We start from the raw sequence: 16,049 nt of genomic DNA, 5'->3' as shown, positions 1-16,049 counted from the left end.
GTAGATAGATAGGTTTTTGGATAAGTGCAAATTATCGTACTTAAATACTCGGTAACAATCAGTGCATAGATAATGCTTTTCAGTTAGATCGCTATAAGCGTTACTGGCTTCGCCAGCTTGTTTTACCACTTCGCTTTCTGCAAATATAAAAAAGGGCGCATAAATGCGCCCTTCAGTATGATTGGTCTCAGAACTTCTCGGGAACATGCCACAGTCAAAAGTGGAGACCGTTTTTTTCGGAATCAACAGCTTAGTGTGCTATTGATGTAAAATCTGTATGATGTGGATGAGTATAACTGACACTGGTGGATTGAGCAAGGTATGCGCATTTTCAAGGAGATTAACCGAAATCTGGAGAAACAACAGCTGTTCTTTATTGAATGCTGGGCTAGCATGAGCAATGTCAAAAGTTTAGACAGTGATCGAGTCTCATATAATAATACGCTAAATTCGGTGTTAGAACTGCTGGACTTATACTCTTTAGGAAACAAGCACCGAGCACCAGAAAAACGAAAGCATGTTGTTGAGGAACTTACTTCATTTATAGATAAAGATACAATTCTAGGCGCTGCTTGCTTTAATGGTATTCCTAAAAAGCTAAATGACATTTTTTCTAGTCATGGTGAACCACTTGAAAACCAAAAGGAATTGGTCGTTAGCTTGCTGCAAGAGGTAAAAGACCTGCTGATTTTGCACTATAGAAATGAAGTAGTGCAAGACTTGAGACAGCGACTTGCAGACGGAGCAGATTCTGGTTCAGAAGCACTAACAACCATTAATATTAAAGCTAATGCTCTTTTGAGCCACCTCGTAACTCTCGGTATGCCGACTTCTGAATGCTACCTTTTATGCAGGAATTATTTGAAGAAGCGTAGAGATGATGTCGCTTTTATTGATGCTTTCGAAAACTTCACCAGCAAAATCACTCTCGACACTAAGGCTTATACAGTAAAGCTAAGCCTCGACAATAAATCACTGTTCGAGTTGTTAAGCCGAACTGAAGTGCAAACTTTGGAAGATTGTCAGTTTGAAGTGCCAGAGCAAGTTGCCAACAGAAATCATATTGTCAATGCTACAATAAAAGTTGCTGCCATTTCATACAGTTCTGCGCGCCAACTTGCCGAAAAGCGTATTCTTCAAGCTTTAGATTTGTTCTCGTATTTCCTAGGCAAAAATGAAATTCAAATTGGCTCGAAAGTAACTGTAGTAGACGAATCGGGAGAGTCTAAGTCATTGCCTAGATTTGACAAAGACTTAAGCAACTCTCTCGATCGCTGGGCCAGTGATGATCTATCCATATACATAGATGCGGTGAGTCACCTTAGACAAAAAGGTTCAATAAAGACAGGTAACAAAATCAGCGCAGCTTTTCGTTTCTTCCAAAATGGTGTGAATGAGAAAAGTCTTGAAAGTAGGTTTACCGCTTTTTGGTCGGCACTGGAGTCATTGACCCTAATCGATGAGGATGGTCCTCTGAGACATGATGAACATGTAATAAAAGCTGTATTACCATGTATTGCTCTTGATTACCCAGTAAAGCAGTTGTTTGCCCTGAGAGGGTGCGCAAAATCGCTGAATTGGACAGCGATTGGTAACATACTGGTTCAAGATGCTGATCTAGGGACTATTTACAATGCACTTAAACGAAAAGATTTTGCTAGTGAGGTCAATAAACGACTAAGTGAGCACCCTTATGCTCAATACCGATTCGGTAACTTTATGGAACTGTGCTCTAGTCCATTCGAACTAGCACAAAAAATTGAAGCGCATGAGCGCAAAGTGGAATTACACATCCATCGAATATATCGCGTAAGAAATGCGATTGTTCACAACGCATCTCCACATGAGCGACTTGAACTTTTGATCGTAAACTTGGAACATTATCTTCGCAGCACATTAAATGCACTTGTTTACATGGTACATAAGTCCAAGAGCATTAAGTCTCCAGAGGAAGCATTCATCCGTTATCAGTTTGAGGCAAAAAGGATTTTTGGCGAAATGGACCCTTCGAGAGGGCTTTCTGGTAAAAAGCGTAATGGGCATATTACGTCTATAAAAGCCGGGAATGTGGTTATCAAAGATGAACAGCTAGTGAGCTGGTTAAGTATGCATCGCTAAAACCGTGTTATAGATAACTTTAGGTTTTCTATTTAAGTAAATTGTCTTGTGACTCTAGCTTAATTCCCTCTAGTTTTTGTTCTAACCTCTGTCCTGCATGGCAAGATCTCCTATTACCAAAGCCCTGACCTGAAAACAGGGCAGGGCCCTCCTACTAATCGCACTTGAGCTACAAAAAATTAGGATTCTTAATTTCCAAATTTATCGGGGTGAGTGTGTAATTAAGCTACGTCTCATCATAGGGTGTTTGCTGACGGTGAAAAACAGCAAAAGCAGAAGTGAGATACCGATATAAATCCCAGCCACATGGTGCAAATAACGACTTGCTTGTGTTTGAGACTGTGCCTGTTTGATGGTTTTTGCCACGTTAAGGTGGAGCTCAATACCCAAGTCATTAAGTAAGGTACGTACTTGGTTTCCAAATTGGTAGGGAAGTCGGTGCATGGCTTGGCTCTGCGATGCCGTATCTAGTTGCGTTAGAAGGTCGAGGTTGGTCTCTACGTCTTTTAGCGCTGCGGTTAGGTTTTGCACTGTATGAGACTGCGGCAAGTTAGTGTTGATATCGGCCAGGTGGGTATGTGCCTTTGCTAGTTGCGCTATTACTGAAGGCAGTTTGCTAGCGTCTTGGTCGGACAGCATGACGATGTAGCGGTGAGCCGACGTTATATCATGGCTTAACTCATTATAAGAGACTTGGGCCTGTTGCAGTTGGTCTAGTTGATAGGTGTAGTAAAACTCTCCTGCCCATTTACTCATTAGGTAAAGTAGTGCCATCACACAAATGGCGCTGTTGACTAAAGTGAACCACTTAAATGCTCTATCCATCATTCTCTCTTCCTTGAATAGGTATAGATAGCAATACGGCTCCCACGGTGAGTGAGTCGCCTGTCTTGAGCAGTGTATGAGTCGAATATGACGATTTGATTGACGTGTGCTCAAGATCATTCGCTAAATTATGTTCGAGTAGAGAGCGTAATTAGGCATTGCAGAGCAATTATGAAGAAATTGAGGAGTTGAGGTAAAAAGTGCCCGCCGTTTGCAAAGGGGGCGCTGAGGGACAGGGTGCAAGAGCACTGTTCGGAATCTGGTAATACCTCTTATACGTTTCTATGCTTGTATATGGAACAGCGCAATGGTTTCGGGGCTTTGCTGTGTGGATGACAGACATGCGCAGGGTTTTTAACTATCCACCTAACGGCGGACAGGAGCAAAACACCGTTGCCTTTCAGAATATAAACAGTTAGTTTTATAAATGATTATGAAAATAGTGAACTGATGATGCGTAAGATTATTTTGTTTTTCATATTTATATTTAGTGGCCTAGTGAGTGCACAGGAGCCGCTGACCTTTTATGTCGTTCACTATCCTCCCTATATGATCGTAAATAGTGACAACGAGATATCTGGTATGGATGTTGAAGTGGTTGCGGCTGCATTTCAAGAAAGTGGTCAGGAAGTGAAATTTGATGTTCTTCCTTGGAAACGTGTAATGAAATTAATGCAAGTCGGAGAAGTCGCTGGGGGGTTATCATGCAGTAAGAGAAAAGGGCGGGAAAAATATATGCTATTTAGCGAGTATATTAGTACCACTCGGCAAACTGCTATTACCCGAAAAGAAACGCAAACGGAACCGATTAATAACCTGAATGACCTTGCAGGTTATAGCGTTACCACTATTGCGGGTTGGGGGGCAACAAACAAGTTGGAGGCGCACGGTATTGAATACCTGCCTTCAAAGGATATGCGTTCAGCACTGGTTAGTGTGCTACATCGCGGTGTGGATGTCTTTTACGGGCCCGAAATTCCAACAATGCATATAGCGAAAAAAATGCAGTCTCAAGAAAACCTCAAGGTTACATATATCGAGGATGTGGCATCCATTTCGCTACATTTATGTGTGAGCAAACCTTATCCGAATAGCGAGCAAATAGTTACATCTTTTAATCGCGGCCTACAAGCAATAAAGCAAAATGGAACATACGAAACGATACAAAGAAAATATTTTTAGTATGCCTATAGAAGAGTTGTTCCTCCAATGAAGTTAAGTCTCTCTATTAAGCAAACCATATACGTTTTTATCGCATCTATGTTATGCGGGGGGCTTTCGGCTGCTGTCCATGTTTACTTAAATCTTGAGAAAGATAGAGTTGTTCAGGCAGAGATTATTGCCCGTTCGGTTGATTTGCACCGGGATACATTGAGTAGTGCCGTTTATACCCTCGACGAAGAGCAAACCGAAGAGATATTAATGTCTCTTATTCGCCAACCCTTAATTAAAAGAGCAGCCTTTTATGATGATTTTGGTGACGCATTAGGGGATAAACAACGTGCGGAGACCTATGCCATGTCTCCGTATATTCAAGCTGCATCATATTTGGTAAACATGCCACCAGAGCAATCCTTTCAAATCAGTGTCAGCTCACGCAAGCAGAATGCGACGCTAACAATCTATGTTGACGAATCAGTGTTAGCTAATGAATTAGTCAAGGAGGTCCAGATCAACCTTGGCATCGCATTGATTTTTACCTTGCTGCTAGCAGCAATTCTTGTGCTTCTTAATTATGTGTACATATCTAAGCCGGTGATGAAAATTGGGTTGTGGGTAACCAACCTAAGCTCTGGGAAGAGCATGGAGCCATTGCCTTATATCAGGGACGATGAACTTGGTTTGCTGGTGGAACGTTTTAGTAACGAGTGGCAAGCCAATCAGGCGGCTTCGGTAAAATTGACCGAAATGGTGGACAGTCTCGCAACAAGTGAACGCTTTTCTCGCTTGCTGATGGAGAACTCCAGTGAGGCTATGTTTCTTTGCCATCCCAATACACAGGTGCAGTTTGTAAATAAACTGGCAGAAGAGTTACTGGGGCTGAGTTTTGACACGCTTAATGGACGCAGCTTGGCCGAGTTTAGTCAGCTCTTCTCTGTCGCAGAGATGGAAGTTCTGTTCAAGAAAATAGCAGCACATAGTGTACATAGTTACGATGATGAGTTTGTCAGCATGGTTGGCGGGAATGATGAAAAGGTGCATCTGGAGTGCCGTGCGACCTATTTTGATGTTGATGGCAACGCATTTGTGATGGTCAATGCACGGGACGTCACTGAAAGAGTGATTGCTCAGAAAAAGATTCATGAGCTTGCCTATTATGACTCATTGACTCAGTTAGCCAATCGCAGCCTTTTCTCTCAGCAGATTGAAGAGTTGATCCAACAGCATCATGAGGAGAGCAAGTATGGTGCGCTTCTCTACTTTGATTTAGATCAGTTCAAAAAAATCAATGACTCCTTGGGACATGGTGTCGGTGACCAAGTGTTGATCGAAGTTGCATCTCGTACTCGTTCCATTTTTAAAGCTAAAGCGATATGTGGTCGTTTAGGGGGAGATGAGTTTGTCGTTGCCCTATCTGATCTGGCGGACAGTCCAGAATATGCTGCCGAGAAAGCCATGGTGCTGGCACGTGAGCTAGCAAATAGTCTATCGAAGCCACTAATTCTTGATGATGCGACTCTGCATACTACTGCCAGTATTGGTATCGCTTTTTTTCCGGACGAGAACGTTGATGCCAGTGAGCTAATTCGCCGGGCAGATACAGCTATGTACAAAGCAAAATCTCTAGGGCGCAATGGGGTGCAGTTTTTTGAACGAGAAATGCAATACGCTGCCCAGCATCTGCTTGAGCTGGAAGAGGGGATCCATATTGCTTTGGAGAAAAACCAGTTTGAGATTTGGGTACAGCCTCAGGTTAGTATAGGTAAAAGCCGTTTAAGAGGAGAAGTGCTGGTAAGGTGGAACAGTCCAAAGCATGGGCTAGTCATGCCTGGATTTTTTATCCCCCATGCTGAGGAGAGCGGGCTCATAATTGACATCGATAAATGGGTTCTAGAAGAGAGCATGTCACATTTGGCGACTTGGCGACAGATTGGCAAACTAGACCAGATTGAACGTCTGTCTGTGAACGTCAGCCCTTCTTTTTTCCTCCAGGTAGATTTTGTCACATACATCACCAATCTTCTTGATAAGTACGAGATACCAGGCAATCTGATTGTTCTGGAAATAACGGAAAACCTGTTGTTGAACAACTTTGAAGTCGCCAAAAACAAAATGCTTCAGCTCAAAACAAAGGGAATCGCATTTTCTATTGATGATTTTGGAACGGGTTATTCGTCGTTACGTTACCTTAAAGAACTTCCCCTAGATGAGCTGAAAATTGATCGCTCCTTTGTTAACGGGCTGACTGATGGGACAGATACCTCACCACTGATTGATGTCATTTTGACCATGGCAAAACGCCTGGATTTAGAGGTGATTGCTGAAGGTGTAGAGACTCAGACTCAGCTCGATTTGTTAGTCAGCCAGGGGTGTGTGAACTTTCAGGGGTATTATTTCGGACATCCGGTGGTCAGCGACAAGTTTGTCGGAAATAGTGTGCCGTTGCCTATTCAGGTTCGTAGTTAAGTTGTGCTAGAAAGCTAGCACAACTCTAATTAGAAACGCATTTAGTAGATTCAATACACGGCCGTTATAACAGCTTAAAACTCGATAGAATAACAAGCCCTAAGGTGCAAGTGATGGTAGAGATCGCTGTACTCATGGCGATGACATTCGCCGTTAACGTTGCGTTTCCTCCCATAGAACGAGCCATCACATAAGCTGCGGCAGCCACTGGTGCGGCGTTCATTAAGTACAAAATACCCAACTCGACACCTCTAAACCCAAGTAAGTATGCACTTACTGTGATGACTAGCGGTGCTACCACTAGCTTATAGCTGGTAGCAAACCAAGCTGGCCCTGTGTCCTTCTTCATTGAGCCTAGGTTAAGAGAGCCACCAGTACATAGTAGTGCTAAAGGCAATGTCATGCGTGATAAATAGTTACCAGCATCTTCAACCATCTGTGGGATAGGGAGAGAGAGCAGGAAGAACGCAGTACCCGCTAAGATCCCGATGATCAGTGGGTTCTTAGTTAAGGTTGTCATCATCAGCTTAGCTGCTTGTGAAAATGTCGTTTCCCCTTTCGGTGATAAGCAAATCACCGCTTCTACGTTGTAAATAAAGGTTGTTGTCGCTACGTACAGTGCTGCTAAGGCAACGCCATCTTCACCATAAGCACTTGCAACATAAGCGATGCCGATAATGGCAGTATTGGCGCGAAAACCGCATTGGGTGATCACCCCTTGATCTGGAGACCCTCGGAAAAAGAGCTTAGTCGAGAGGGTGGTAAAGATAAAAAAGAGGATACTCGCCACTGCGCCAAACTGAACGAAGTCACTGGCCGCACTGAAGTCGTGATCTGAACTGGCGATGCTCAGAAACAGCATGACTGGAAGGGTTACTTTAAACACCAGCTTTGAAGCGACATCAATGAAGTTTTCGTTTATCCAACCGATACGCTTAAACACTACCCCAAGGACTAGCATTAGGCAGATAGGACCGGTAATTGAAAACGAAAAATAGAGCTGCTGAAGCAGGGTTTCCATGGAGTGTCCTTAACAATAGCAAAGAGCAAATAGTATTATGATATGCCCATTAGGGTAATCTATTTCTATCGTAAAGCAAAAACCTCTCACCTAGTAAGTGAACTACGATGAGAGGTTCTATTGTTAAGCGAAATCTTAGTTAATTACAAATCAATTGTTTACCAGTGCCACAGTGTCCCATCTTCCAAACGGCTTACAGGCAGGTAAGAACGTTTGTACGGGTATTTCGCTGCGGCTTCTTCATCAAAGTCGATTCCTAGACCCGGTTTATCGCTGATCATTAGCATGCCGTTTTCTAGCGTTGTCTCGTCGCCAGGGAACACTTCTTTGGTTTTTTCGTTGCCAAAGCCAACAAATTCTTGAAGGCCGAAATTCGGTGTTGAGATGTTTAGGTGCATATGCGCAGCAAAACAAATTGGCGAAAGATCAGGTGCGCCGTGTGGCGCAGTACGTGCGTTATATACTGCCGCAAAATCAGCAATACGCTTCATCGCTGTAATACCACCTGCATGGGTCGCTGCGGTGCGGATGTAATCGATCAGTTGATTTTCTAAAAGCTCTTTGCAATCCCAAATAGTGTTGTAGGTTTCACCTAGCGCCAATGGGATGGTGGTGTGGTTTCGGATGATCTTGTAGTTGTCTTGATTTTCCGCAATCGACGAGTCTTCGAGGAACGTCAGATTGTATGGCTCTAGCAGTTTGCCCAGACGTGCAGATTCAATAGGTGTAAGACGGCTATGAACATCGTGTGTTAGCAAAATATCATCACCCAAGCGCTCACGAGCTTGCTTACATAGCTCTGGTACTATCTTCATGTATTTTGGAGTTGACCATTCTTGCTCAGGTGGAAGTGGGCGATTGCCTTGCAACTCGAAGTAGTCTTTCTTATCGCCTAGCACACCATAGGTTTCTTTCATACCTGGAACGGCGCATTGAAGACGGATAGCTTTGAAGCCTTGTTCTTTCAACGCCTCCGCTTTATCTAACGTATCTTCGATAGTTTCACCGTTTGCATGAGCATAAACAGTAACACCTGTACGGCTCTTACCACCGAGCAGTTGGTACACCGGAAGACCAGCAACTTTACCTTTGATATCCCAAAGTGCCATATCGATGGCAGCAATCGCTGCCATGGTAACAGGACCACGGCGCCAATAAACACCTTTGTATAGGTACTGCCAGATATCTTCGATCATGTGAGGATCACGTCCAACCAAACAAGGCGCAACATGCTCTTCAAGGTAGGTCGCTACTGCCATCTCACGGCCGTTGAGTGTCGCATCACCAATACCATAAACGCCTTCATCCGTTTCAATCTTTACGGTAACGAAGTTACGGCCGGGAGCACATACAAAAACTTTCACTTGTTCGATTTTCATTTGTTGATCCTTCTCATGTTTATCGGTTTACAAAACCGATTTACCAAATCGATTTACTCGATAATTTATGGATCATTGGTTAGTATGTCAATCAGCCAAACATGACTTAGATAACAAAAAAAGAATTTGTATGACAAAAGTTAGAATTATCGATGTTGCTGAGAAAGCAGGCGTGTCGAAAAGCACCGTCTCACAATATCTAAATGGCCGTTTTGGCCATATGTCAGAAGCGACGAAAGAGCGTATTAAGTTAGCCGTTGCCGAACTTAACTATGTACCCAACCCTATAGCGAGAAGCTTAAAAACGGATTCGACCAAAACGATAGGCGTTATCGTGCGCGATATTACAGGCTTTAACACCAGTCGAGTGTTGCGAGGTATCGATGACTTTTGCAAAGGCAGTCAGTTCAATGTGTTCATCTACAATACTGACTTCGACCCAGATATAGAGCGCCGAGCATTAACCAATTTAAAAGAGATGCGTGCGGATGGCATCATCATTACTTCTTCGGGCAAAAATAATGACCTGATCCGAGAATATGTTGAGCAAGGTATACCTTTAGTACAATTCCAGTTGGAATACGATGATGCTCCGAGTGATATGGTCTTGTCTGACTACCGACAGGCAGCGTTTGAAGCAACTGAGCATTTGATCAAGCTTGGTCATCGCCGTATTAGCTTTTTGACTCAAGATTTTTCTCTCAGTAATTCCCGCAAGGCACGTTATCAAGGTTACGTCGATGCCCTCGAAAAGCATGACATTAAGTTGGATACCGATTTAATTCATTACTGGGACAGACAGCACGGCTTTGATCAAGCACCGACAAAAATCCTATCCCAAGCCAATCCGCCCACCGCTTTTTTTAGCCAACACTTGGCATTAACAACCGATGTGCTTAAAGACTTAGATGGCTCATCATTTAAAATTCCACAAGACGTATCACTGATTGGCTTTGATGACATTCCTATGGTGGAGCTATTTAAAGTCCCAGTGACTGTAGTGAAACAGGATGCTTACAAAACGGGAGAATTAAGTGCCAAGTTATTGCTTAGTAAAGTAAAATCGAAAAGCAAAACGCTAGAAAAAATTGTCATCCCATGCGAGTTGGTAGAACGGGATTCTTGTTCTCCGATCGCTCAATAAAGAGTATACGTCAGTGAATTTAGATCATTTTGAACCTCAATTTGTTCAGTTTATGCAGCAGTGCATGACGCAAGATGCCGGCCATGACATCGGACACGTGATGCGCGTGGTTAAGACAGCCAAACAGCTATGTTTGGCAGAGGATGCTCAAATGGCGGTGGTGCTGCCAGCGGCCTATCTACATGACTGTTTCACTTACCCTAAAAACCACGCTCTTCGTGCCCAAAGTTCGCAAAAGGCGGCGGAAGTTGCAATTGACTTTCTAGCATCGATTGATTACCCGAGTGAGCACTTTGACGCAATCGCTCACGCCATTATTACTCACAGTTTCAGTGCCAACATCAAACCTGAAACCCTTGAAGCCCAAATTGTCCAAGATGCAGACCGACTGGATGCGCTTGGTGCGATTGGTATTGCTCGCTGCTTGCAAGTGAGTACTAGCTTTGGCGCTAAGCTGTATAACCCAGTGGACCCGTTCTGTCATGAGCGAGCGCCAGATGATAAGAATTACACAGTCGATCATTTTTATATCAAGCTTTTGAAACTGGTGGACACCATGAACACCGAGGCCGCAACGCAAGAAGCCCGTCAACGTACTGAGTACATGCAGGGCTTTTTGCACCAGCTGGAGCGAGAAGTTTAACTTGTCCCCTAAATGGAAGGAGTAATGATCGCTTAGCACTTGATGGTCGTAAGCAATTAAATGCGATACGGCCCCAAGGAGAGAGCATGGTCAATCAAACAGCGCTGTACTGGTTTACTAATGACTTACGCCTTCAAGATAACGCCCTTTTATCAAAAGCTGCTCGGGATTCGGACAGACTAGTGTGTCTGTTTTGCAGGCCACATCTGAATGATTACTTGCGGCGATATGCTCAGGTTGGACAATTTGGTCACGCCAAGCATTGCTTTCTTGAGCAGTCACTTACATCGCTTGATGATGGATTGAAAGCGCTTGGACAGCGTTTGTTTGTTTCAGGCTTGCCCCCTTTGGTTGCTATGATCCGTACGATTGAACATCTAGGTATTACCCATCTCTATTGCAATCACTCTGCGGGCAGTGATGAGCAAAAAGTAGTCTCGGCTCTAAGTGATCACTTCGAATTCTTGACCATTGTTCAGCAGCCCGTTGGTACTTTGTACGAGATAGCTCAATTACCCTTTGATCTTTCTGAGCTACCTAAGACTTTTACTCAATTTCGCAAAAGAGTCGAAACATTACCGATAGAGTTGCAGGTCAGCAAAATAGATACACTTCCTCCTAGCCCGAGCCATATTGGTGTGGGAGGAGATGCCATTACACCTTGGATGACCAGTGGCGATTTTGTAGGTGGAGAGTTTGTCGGTGGCGAGGGAGAAGCGCTTGTCCATTGCCAGCGATACTTTGCCCGCAATTTAGCCAGTCACTATAAGCAGACTCGTAATGGCCTAGATGGTAAGGATTACTCAACCAAGTTTTCTCCTTGGTTGGCACATGGTTGCATCGCTCCGAAACACATTTTGCGCTCACTGGTCAACTATGAACAGAGTTTTGGTCGCAATGACTCTACTTACTGGATCTTCTTCGAGCTTTTATGGCGTGAGTATTTCTACTGGTATGCACGTCAGCATCGGGAAAAACTGTTTAGTTTTTCAGGCATTCATGGCAAGTCACCACTTACCAGTTTTTATCCTAGTCGCTTTAAAGCGTGGCAGGAGGGCAAAACACCTTACCCTCTTGTTAATGCGTGCATGAACCAACTTAGTAGCACTGGATATATGTCAAATCGAGGTCGGCAGTTAGTTGCAAGCTGTCTGGTACACGAGCTAGAAGTTGATTGGCGGTATGGTGCGGCTTACTTTGAATCTCAGTTAATTGATTATGACGTAGCGTCAAATTGGGCCAATTGGCAGTACATTGCAGGTGTTGGGGCCGACCCGCAAGGCAGCCGTCGTTTTAACCTTGAAAAACAGACCGAAATTTATGACCCCAACCGAGAATTCATTAACCAGTGGACGAATACAGAGGACAGACAAGGTATCGATGTTGTTGATATGGTGGATTGGCCAATTATGGTCGACTCTAGCAATAGATAGTGAGGATCGATAATGACGATACAAACGGTGCGGCTCATTCTAGGCGATCAATTAAACCTACAGCACTCTTGGTTCGATAGGGTCGACGACAGTGTCATTTATATTGTGGCTGAGCTTAAACAAGAAGGTGTATACGTTTCTCACCATATTCAGAAGATATGTGCATTTTTTGTTGCCATGCAGCAGTTTGCCAAGGAGCTGCAAAGTGATGGTCATCGGGTCATGCACCTTACCTTAGATGACACTCATGAGTTTGATTCACTCGATGGTCTACTTACTCACTACCTGCATGAATTTGGTGCTCAGCGCTTTGAGTACCAAAGACCTGATGAATATCGCTTGCTTGAACAAATGCAGTCTTTCTGCGCTGAAGGTGTTGAGGTTTCTTGTGTCGATAGTGAGCACTTCTTACTCGAGTTTGACGAGCTAGAGAGTCAATTTCCCCGTGGTAAACATGTGATGATGGAGCACTTTTACCGCCGCATGCGTAAGCGTTTTGACGTGTTGATGGAGGCTGGTAAGCCAGAAGGAGGAAAATGGAATTATGACGCCAATAACCGCAATAAACTCAAGCCTTCGGATATTGAATCGCTACCGCAACCACTGGTGTTTTCGCAAAATGTTGAAGCTGTGGTGCAACGTCTCGAACGTCATGACATAAAGACCATTGGGCGACTCGATGGCCCTCTCCTTTGGCCGACTAATCGTGCTCAAAGCCTGACATTACTGGCGCACTTTTGCACGGTGTGCTTACCTCTTTTTGGGCGCTTTCAAGACGCAATGACTCATAAGCACCCTGCTCATTGGAGCTTGTACCACAGCCGTTTGTCTTTTTCGATCAATACCAAACTGCTCAACCCAAAAGAGGTCATCGACACGGCAGTTGATACTTATCGACGCAACCCAGATATTGAACTGTCGCAGATTGAGGGGTTTGTCAGGCAGATCTTAGGCTGGCGCGAGTATGTGCGAGGGATTTACTGGGCGAATATGCCGCACTACGCAACTCTAAACGCATTAGAAGCCGATAGGGCGCTTCCCGGTTATTTCTGGACAGGACAGACCAAGATGAATTGCATGAAACATGCTATTGATCAGTCTCTTGACTATGCCTATGCCCATCATATTCAACGTTTAATGGTGACAGGCAATTTTTGTATGCTGACCGAGATTGATCCCTCTCAAGTCGACGCTTGGTATTTGGGTATCTATATCGATGCCATTGAATGGGTAGAAATGCCTAATACACGAGGTATGGCCCTATTTGCGGATGACGGTATTATTGCGACCAAGCCTTACGCAGCAAGTGGTGCTTACATCAATCGTATGAGTGACTATTGCCAAGGTTGCCAGTACGACATAAAAGTCAAAAGTGGCCCTCGCTCATGCCCCTTCAATAGCCTCTATTGGCGCTTTATGGATAAACATCAAAAACGACTCGCCGTGAACCCAAGGATCGGCATGATTTATCGCTCGTGGGACAATATGAGCGAAGAGCAGCGCCAAGCGGTGTTAGATACAGCAAACCACTATTTAGACAATTTGGAGTCTCTTTAAATGGATATCTTAGTCATCGGTGGTAATGGTGGTATAGGGCTTGCGATGGTAAAGGCGCTGGCCCAGCGTTTTCCCCAAGCAAATGTACACGCAACTTACCGTCGACACCAACCGCAATGGACGTCAGAGTGGGTTATCTGGCATCGGCTCGATGTCACTGATGAACATCACATTGCACAACTTTCGAGGGCGCTCAACCAACTGGATTGGTTGATAAATTGTGTTGGCATGCTTCACACCAGTGAGTGCGGGCCTGAGAAAAATATCGCTGCTATTGATGAAGACTTCTTCCTGCAAAATATTGCGACGAACACCTTGCCATCCATGCTGCTCGCCAAGCACTTTAGCCCTTTGCTCAAAGCGAGTTCTATGGCTAAGTTCGTGACCATTTCTGCAAAGGTGGGCAGTATTGAAGACAATCGTTTGGGTGGCTGGTATAGCTATCGCATGTCTAAAGCGGCGCTCAATATGTTTTTAAAAACCTTGGCGATAGAGTGGCAGCGTACGATTAAACAAGGGGCGGTGCTTGCACTTCACCCAGGCACAACCAATACCGCGCTGTCCAAGCCTTTTCAATCTAACGTACCGACAGGAAGTCTATTTCATCCAGACAAGGTAGCGGATGATTTGATTGGTTTAATTGAAGGTGCGACACCTGCTGATAGTGGTGCGTTTTGGGCTTACGACGGGCAGCGTCTACCTTGGTAGTTTGTGCTCAGATTTGGTGTTTTTTTGTCGTCGACAGCGCTCTGAGCAATAAACCACCTCATTCCAATTAAGAGCCCATTTTTTACGCCAAGAAAAGGTGCGCTGGCATACAGGGCAGATTTTGGTGGGTAGCTGTTGTTTAAATCCTTTCATTCGGTTCATACCGCCAAGAGATCAAAGGCCGTACTTGTCCCTCAATTCTTGGTATTCCTTGGTTTGCTTGAATAGCTTCATTTGAGCGGTGAACTTTTCAGCAATCGTTTGGGTGTGCTCGTGCTTGGAAAAGCCAATGTAGACCGAGGTGGTATAAAGGGGAGGCAGAATAAACTCTATTTGGTCTATGTACTCGGAACGATTGGCTTCACCTAAATCTTCTTCGCTGATCACGCCAAGATCATAGCGCTGGCTTGCGATGAGTTTCAGTATCTGCTTAGTAGACTTCACTGCAGTCTTGTTAATGTCGGTGGCATTATCGAATGCATCACCAAAAGTATACTGTGAAAGATGCACGACGGTATGTGGGGTGAGTTGATTTAAATTACCATTGAAGTGAATGTCTTTGCGAGACTTGTGTTTGAGCAAATAGTGGGCAGTGCCCGAGAGTGTATTGGCGTGGAAGTAATGAATAAACTTAGTGCGTTCTTCATTTTTGGCAACGTAGGTAACGGCATCGGCTTTGCCTCGTTGTACCATTTTGATGGCTCTTGGCCACGGCAAATTTTTGAACTCAACATCAATATCAGCTTGATAGGCGACGACTTTGACAAGTTCGATATGAAAACCCGTGAGCTCACCGTCTTCAACCATCTCAAATGGCGGCCAGTTACCATCTCCACGAGTGACGATCATCTTATCGACTGCAAAGGCCATGGGTGATGCAAGACTTAAAAGCGTCATTAGCAGGCAAATATGGCTTAGTGCTCGAAAATCAAAGCGTTTATTCAACATTGACCAAGCTTCCTTGAGGAGCAATATTGGCGAATAGTGATTGTAAATATAGACCTCAGCGGCTTGATTTATCTAGTTTTCACAACGGGTAATTGTTCAACGATTGTCTGTTAGACTCTCACAGTTGCACCAATAAGCACACTGTTATTTGCTTCGCAAAGCAGAATCAAAATGCAAACTATGAGTGCTAATAGTGAATACAATCTACAGCACTAGGTTGGAGGTGGAGATGAACTTAAAGCAACAATCTGAGTGGAAAGAGATACGTAAAGTTGGCCGTAGGCGCTATCTTCTAAACAAAATGACATCAATGCTAATGACTGTTGTCTGTGGGTCACTATTTGGCTACTGGTTGCAATCAGACCGATTGGATTTAGGCCAATTTATCACTCAATATGGTTTGTCGATGTTTATCGTGCTCTTTTTTGGTGGCTTTGCGATAGATAGATATTGGCACGTAAGGGAACGTCGTTATAACTATCGGGAGGCAGGCGACGATTAGACTTCTTCAGATCGTTAATCATCCATTCGGCTATAGAGAAATATAGTGATGAATATTGATAAAGTGATTCTACAATTCGCTATCCTGATAGCCAGTTTACATGCCCTAATGTATCAATAAAATCAATGATGCTGTTAAGAGCGG

The 16,049-nt window shown here is 44.1% G+C and carries 14 protein-coding genes; 9 read left to right on the top strand and 5 right to left on the bottom strand.

Features of this window, described 5'->3' with window-relative positions; genetic code table 11:
- The first annotated feature begins 321 nt into the window (after nucleotides 1-321).
- Complete coding sequence (locus tag J4N39_RS22140; RefSeq protein ID WP_252025018.1) at nucleotides 322-2,118, top strand: hypothetical protein; 1,797 nt, start codon at nucleotides 322-324, stop codon at nucleotides 2,116-2,118.
- A 201-nt stretch (nucleotides 2,119-2,319) separates the two neighbouring features.
- On the opposite strand, the gene J4N39_RS22135 is transcribed toward J4N39_RS22140, so the two are convergent.
- Entirely contained in the window at nucleotides 2,320-2,946 is a 627-nt protein-coding gene (locus J4N39_RS22135) for a hypothetical protein (RefSeq protein WP_252025016.1), read from the bottom strand.
- Nucleotides 2,947-3,393: 447 nt separating this feature from the next.
- Between J4N39_RS22135 and J4N39_RS22130 the strand changes: the two genes are divergently transcribed.
- Both J4N39_RS22130 and J4N39_RS22125 read left to right on the top strand, forming a co-directional pair.
- Entirely contained in the window at nucleotides 3,394-4,125 is a 732-nt protein-coding gene (locus J4N39_RS22130) for a transporter substrate-binding domain-containing protein (protein ID WP_252025014.1), read from the top strand.
- 27 nt (nucleotides 4,126-4,152) lie between these two features.
- Nucleotides 4,153-6,570 (top strand): sensor domain-containing protein, encoded by a 2,418-nt coding sequence (locus J4N39_RS22125; protein WP_252025012.1) that lies wholly within the window; start codon nucleotides 4,153-4,155, stop codon nucleotides 6,568-6,570.
- 64 nt (nucleotides 6,571-6,634) lie between these two features.
- Here J4N39_RS22125 and J4N39_RS22120 read toward each other — a convergent pair whose 3' ends face one another.
- A complete protein-coding gene (locus tag J4N39_RS22120; protein WP_252025010.1) occupies nucleotides 6,635-7,591 on the bottom strand; it encodes an AEC family transporter in 957 nt (318 codons plus the stop codon).
- Nucleotides 7,592-7,749: 158 nt separating this feature from the next.
- The gene (gene manD, locus J4N39_RS22115) at nucleotides 7,750-8,970 is read right to left on the bottom strand and encodes a D-mannonate dehydratase ManD (protein WP_252025008.1); all 1,221 of its coding nucleotides are present in this window, start codon (nucleotides 8,968-8,970) and stop codon (nucleotides 7,750-7,752) included.
- Between the two features lie 130 nt (nucleotides 8,971-9,100).
- Between manD and J4N39_RS22110 the strand changes: the two genes are divergently transcribed.
- The 5 genes from J4N39_RS22110 (at nucleotide 9,101) to J4N39_RS22090 (ending at nucleotide 14,455) form a co-directional block, all read left to right on the top strand.
- Nucleotides 9,101-10,114 carry a LacI family DNA-binding transcriptional regulator gene (locus tag J4N39_RS22110; protein WP_252025006.1) on the top strand — a complete coding sequence of 338 codons (1,014 nt, stop codon included), beginning with the start codon at nucleotides 9,101-9,103 and terminating at the stop codon, nucleotides 10,112-10,114.
- A gap of 52 nt (nucleotides 10,115-10,166) precedes the next feature.
- Nucleotides 10,167-10,757 (top strand): HD domain-containing protein, encoded by a 591-nt coding sequence (locus J4N39_RS22105; protein WP_252026883.1) that lies wholly within the window; start codon nucleotides 10,167-10,169, stop codon nucleotides 10,755-10,757.
- An 86-nt stretch (nucleotides 10,758-10,843) separates the two neighbouring features.
- A complete protein-coding gene (locus J4N39_RS22100) occupies nucleotides 10,844-12,190 on the top strand; it encodes a DASH family cryptochrome (protein WP_252025004.1) in 1,347 nt (448 codons plus the stop codon).
- A 12-nt stretch (nucleotides 12,191-12,202) separates the two neighbouring features.
- Nucleotides 12,203-13,747 (top strand): cryptochrome/photolyase family protein, encoded by a 1,545-nt coding sequence (locus tag J4N39_RS22095; protein WP_252025002.1) that lies wholly within the window; start codon nucleotides 12,203-12,205, stop codon nucleotides 13,745-13,747.
- A complete protein-coding gene (locus J4N39_RS22090; protein ID WP_252025000.1) occupies nucleotides 13,748-14,455 on the top strand; it encodes an SDR family oxidoreductase in 708 nt (235 codons plus the stop codon).
- On the opposite strand, the gene J4N39_RS22085 is transcribed toward J4N39_RS22090, so the two are convergent.
- Together J4N39_RS22085 and J4N39_RS22080 are read right to left on the bottom strand one after the other, a co-directional pair.
- A complete protein-coding gene (locus J4N39_RS22085; RefSeq protein WP_252024998.1) occupies nucleotides 14,444-14,608 on the bottom strand; it encodes a DUF2256 domain-containing protein in 165 nt (54 codons plus the stop codon). The genes J4N39_RS22090 and J4N39_RS22085 overlap by 12 nt on opposite strands.
- Before the next feature lie 21 nt (nucleotides 14,609-14,629).
- The gene (locus J4N39_RS22080; RefSeq protein ID WP_252024996.1) at nucleotides 14,630-15,403 is read right to left on the bottom strand and encodes a substrate-binding periplasmic protein; all 774 of its coding nucleotides are present in this window, start codon (nucleotides 15,401-15,403) and stop codon (nucleotides 14,630-14,632) included.
- A gap of 229 nt (nucleotides 15,404-15,632) precedes the next feature.
- Here J4N39_RS22080 and J4N39_RS22075 point away from each other — a divergent pair, with 229 nt between their 5' ends.
- Nucleotides 15,633-15,905: a hypothetical protein gene (locus tag J4N39_RS22075; RefSeq protein WP_252024994.1), complete on the top strand. Its 273-nt coding sequence runs from the start codon at nucleotides 15,633-15,635 to the stop codon at nucleotides 15,903-15,905.
- Nucleotides 15,906-16,049: the final 144 nt, after the last annotated feature.

The organism is Vibrio sp. SCSIO 43136, from assembly GCF_023716565.1.
In the GTDB taxonomy this organism is placed as follows: Bacteria; Pseudomonadota; Gammaproteobacteria; order Enterobacterales; family Vibrionaceae; genus Vibrio.
Note: the sequence above shows the minus strand (reverse complement) of the source record. Positions and strands in the feature narration are given on the sequence as shown.

Coding starts and splice junctions, on each gene's coding strand:
- J4N39_RS22140 (WP_252025018.1), top strand. CDS start 322: ATGCGCATTTTCAAGGAGATTAACCGAAATCTGGAGAAACAACAGCTG.
- J4N39_RS22135 (WP_252025016.1), bottom strand. CDS start 2,946: ATGATGGATAGAGCATTTAAGTGGTTCACTTTAGTCAACAGCGCCATT.
- J4N39_RS22130 (WP_252025014.1), top strand. CDS start 3,394: ATGATGCGTAAGATTATTTTGTTTTTCATATTTATATTTAGTGGCCTA.
- J4N39_RS22125 (WP_252025012.1), top strand. CDS start 4,153: ATGAAGTTAAGTCTCTCTATTAAGCAAACCATATACGTTTTTATCGCA.
- J4N39_RS22120 (WP_252025010.1), bottom strand. CDS start 7,591: ATGGAAACCCTGCTTCAGCAGCTCTATTTTTCGTTTTCAATTACCGGT.
- manD (WP_252025008.1), bottom strand. CDS start 8,970: ATGAAAATCGAACAAGTGAAAGTTTTTGTATGTGCTCCCGGCCGTAAC.
- J4N39_RS22110 (WP_252025006.1), top strand. CDS start 9,101: ATGACAAAAGTTAGAATTATCGATGTTGCTGAGAAAGCAGGCGTGTCG.
- J4N39_RS22105 (WP_252026883.1), top strand. CDS start 10,167: ATGCAGCAGTGCATGACGCAAGATGCCGGCCATGACATCGGACACGTG.
- J4N39_RS22100 (WP_252025004.1), top strand. CDS start 10,844: ATGGTCAATCAAACAGCGCTGTACTGGTTTACTAATGACTTACGCCTT.
- J4N39_RS22095 (WP_252025002.1), top strand. CDS start 12,203: ATGACGATACAAACGGTGCGGCTCATTCTAGGCGATCAATTAAACCTA.
- J4N39_RS22090 (WP_252025000.1), top strand. CDS start 13,748: ATGGATATCTTAGTCATCGGTGGTAATGGTGGTATAGGGCTTGCGATG.
- J4N39_RS22085 (WP_252024998.1), bottom strand. CDS start 14,608: ATGAAAGGATTTAAACAACAGCTACCCACCAAAATCTGCCCTGTATGC.
- J4N39_RS22080 (WP_252024996.1), bottom strand. CDS start 15,403: ATGTTGAATAAACGCTTTGATTTTCGAGCACTAAGCCATATTTGCCTG.
- J4N39_RS22075 (WP_252024994.1), top strand. CDS start 15,633: ATGAACTTAAAGCAACAATCTGAGTGGAAAGAGATACGTAAAGTTGGC.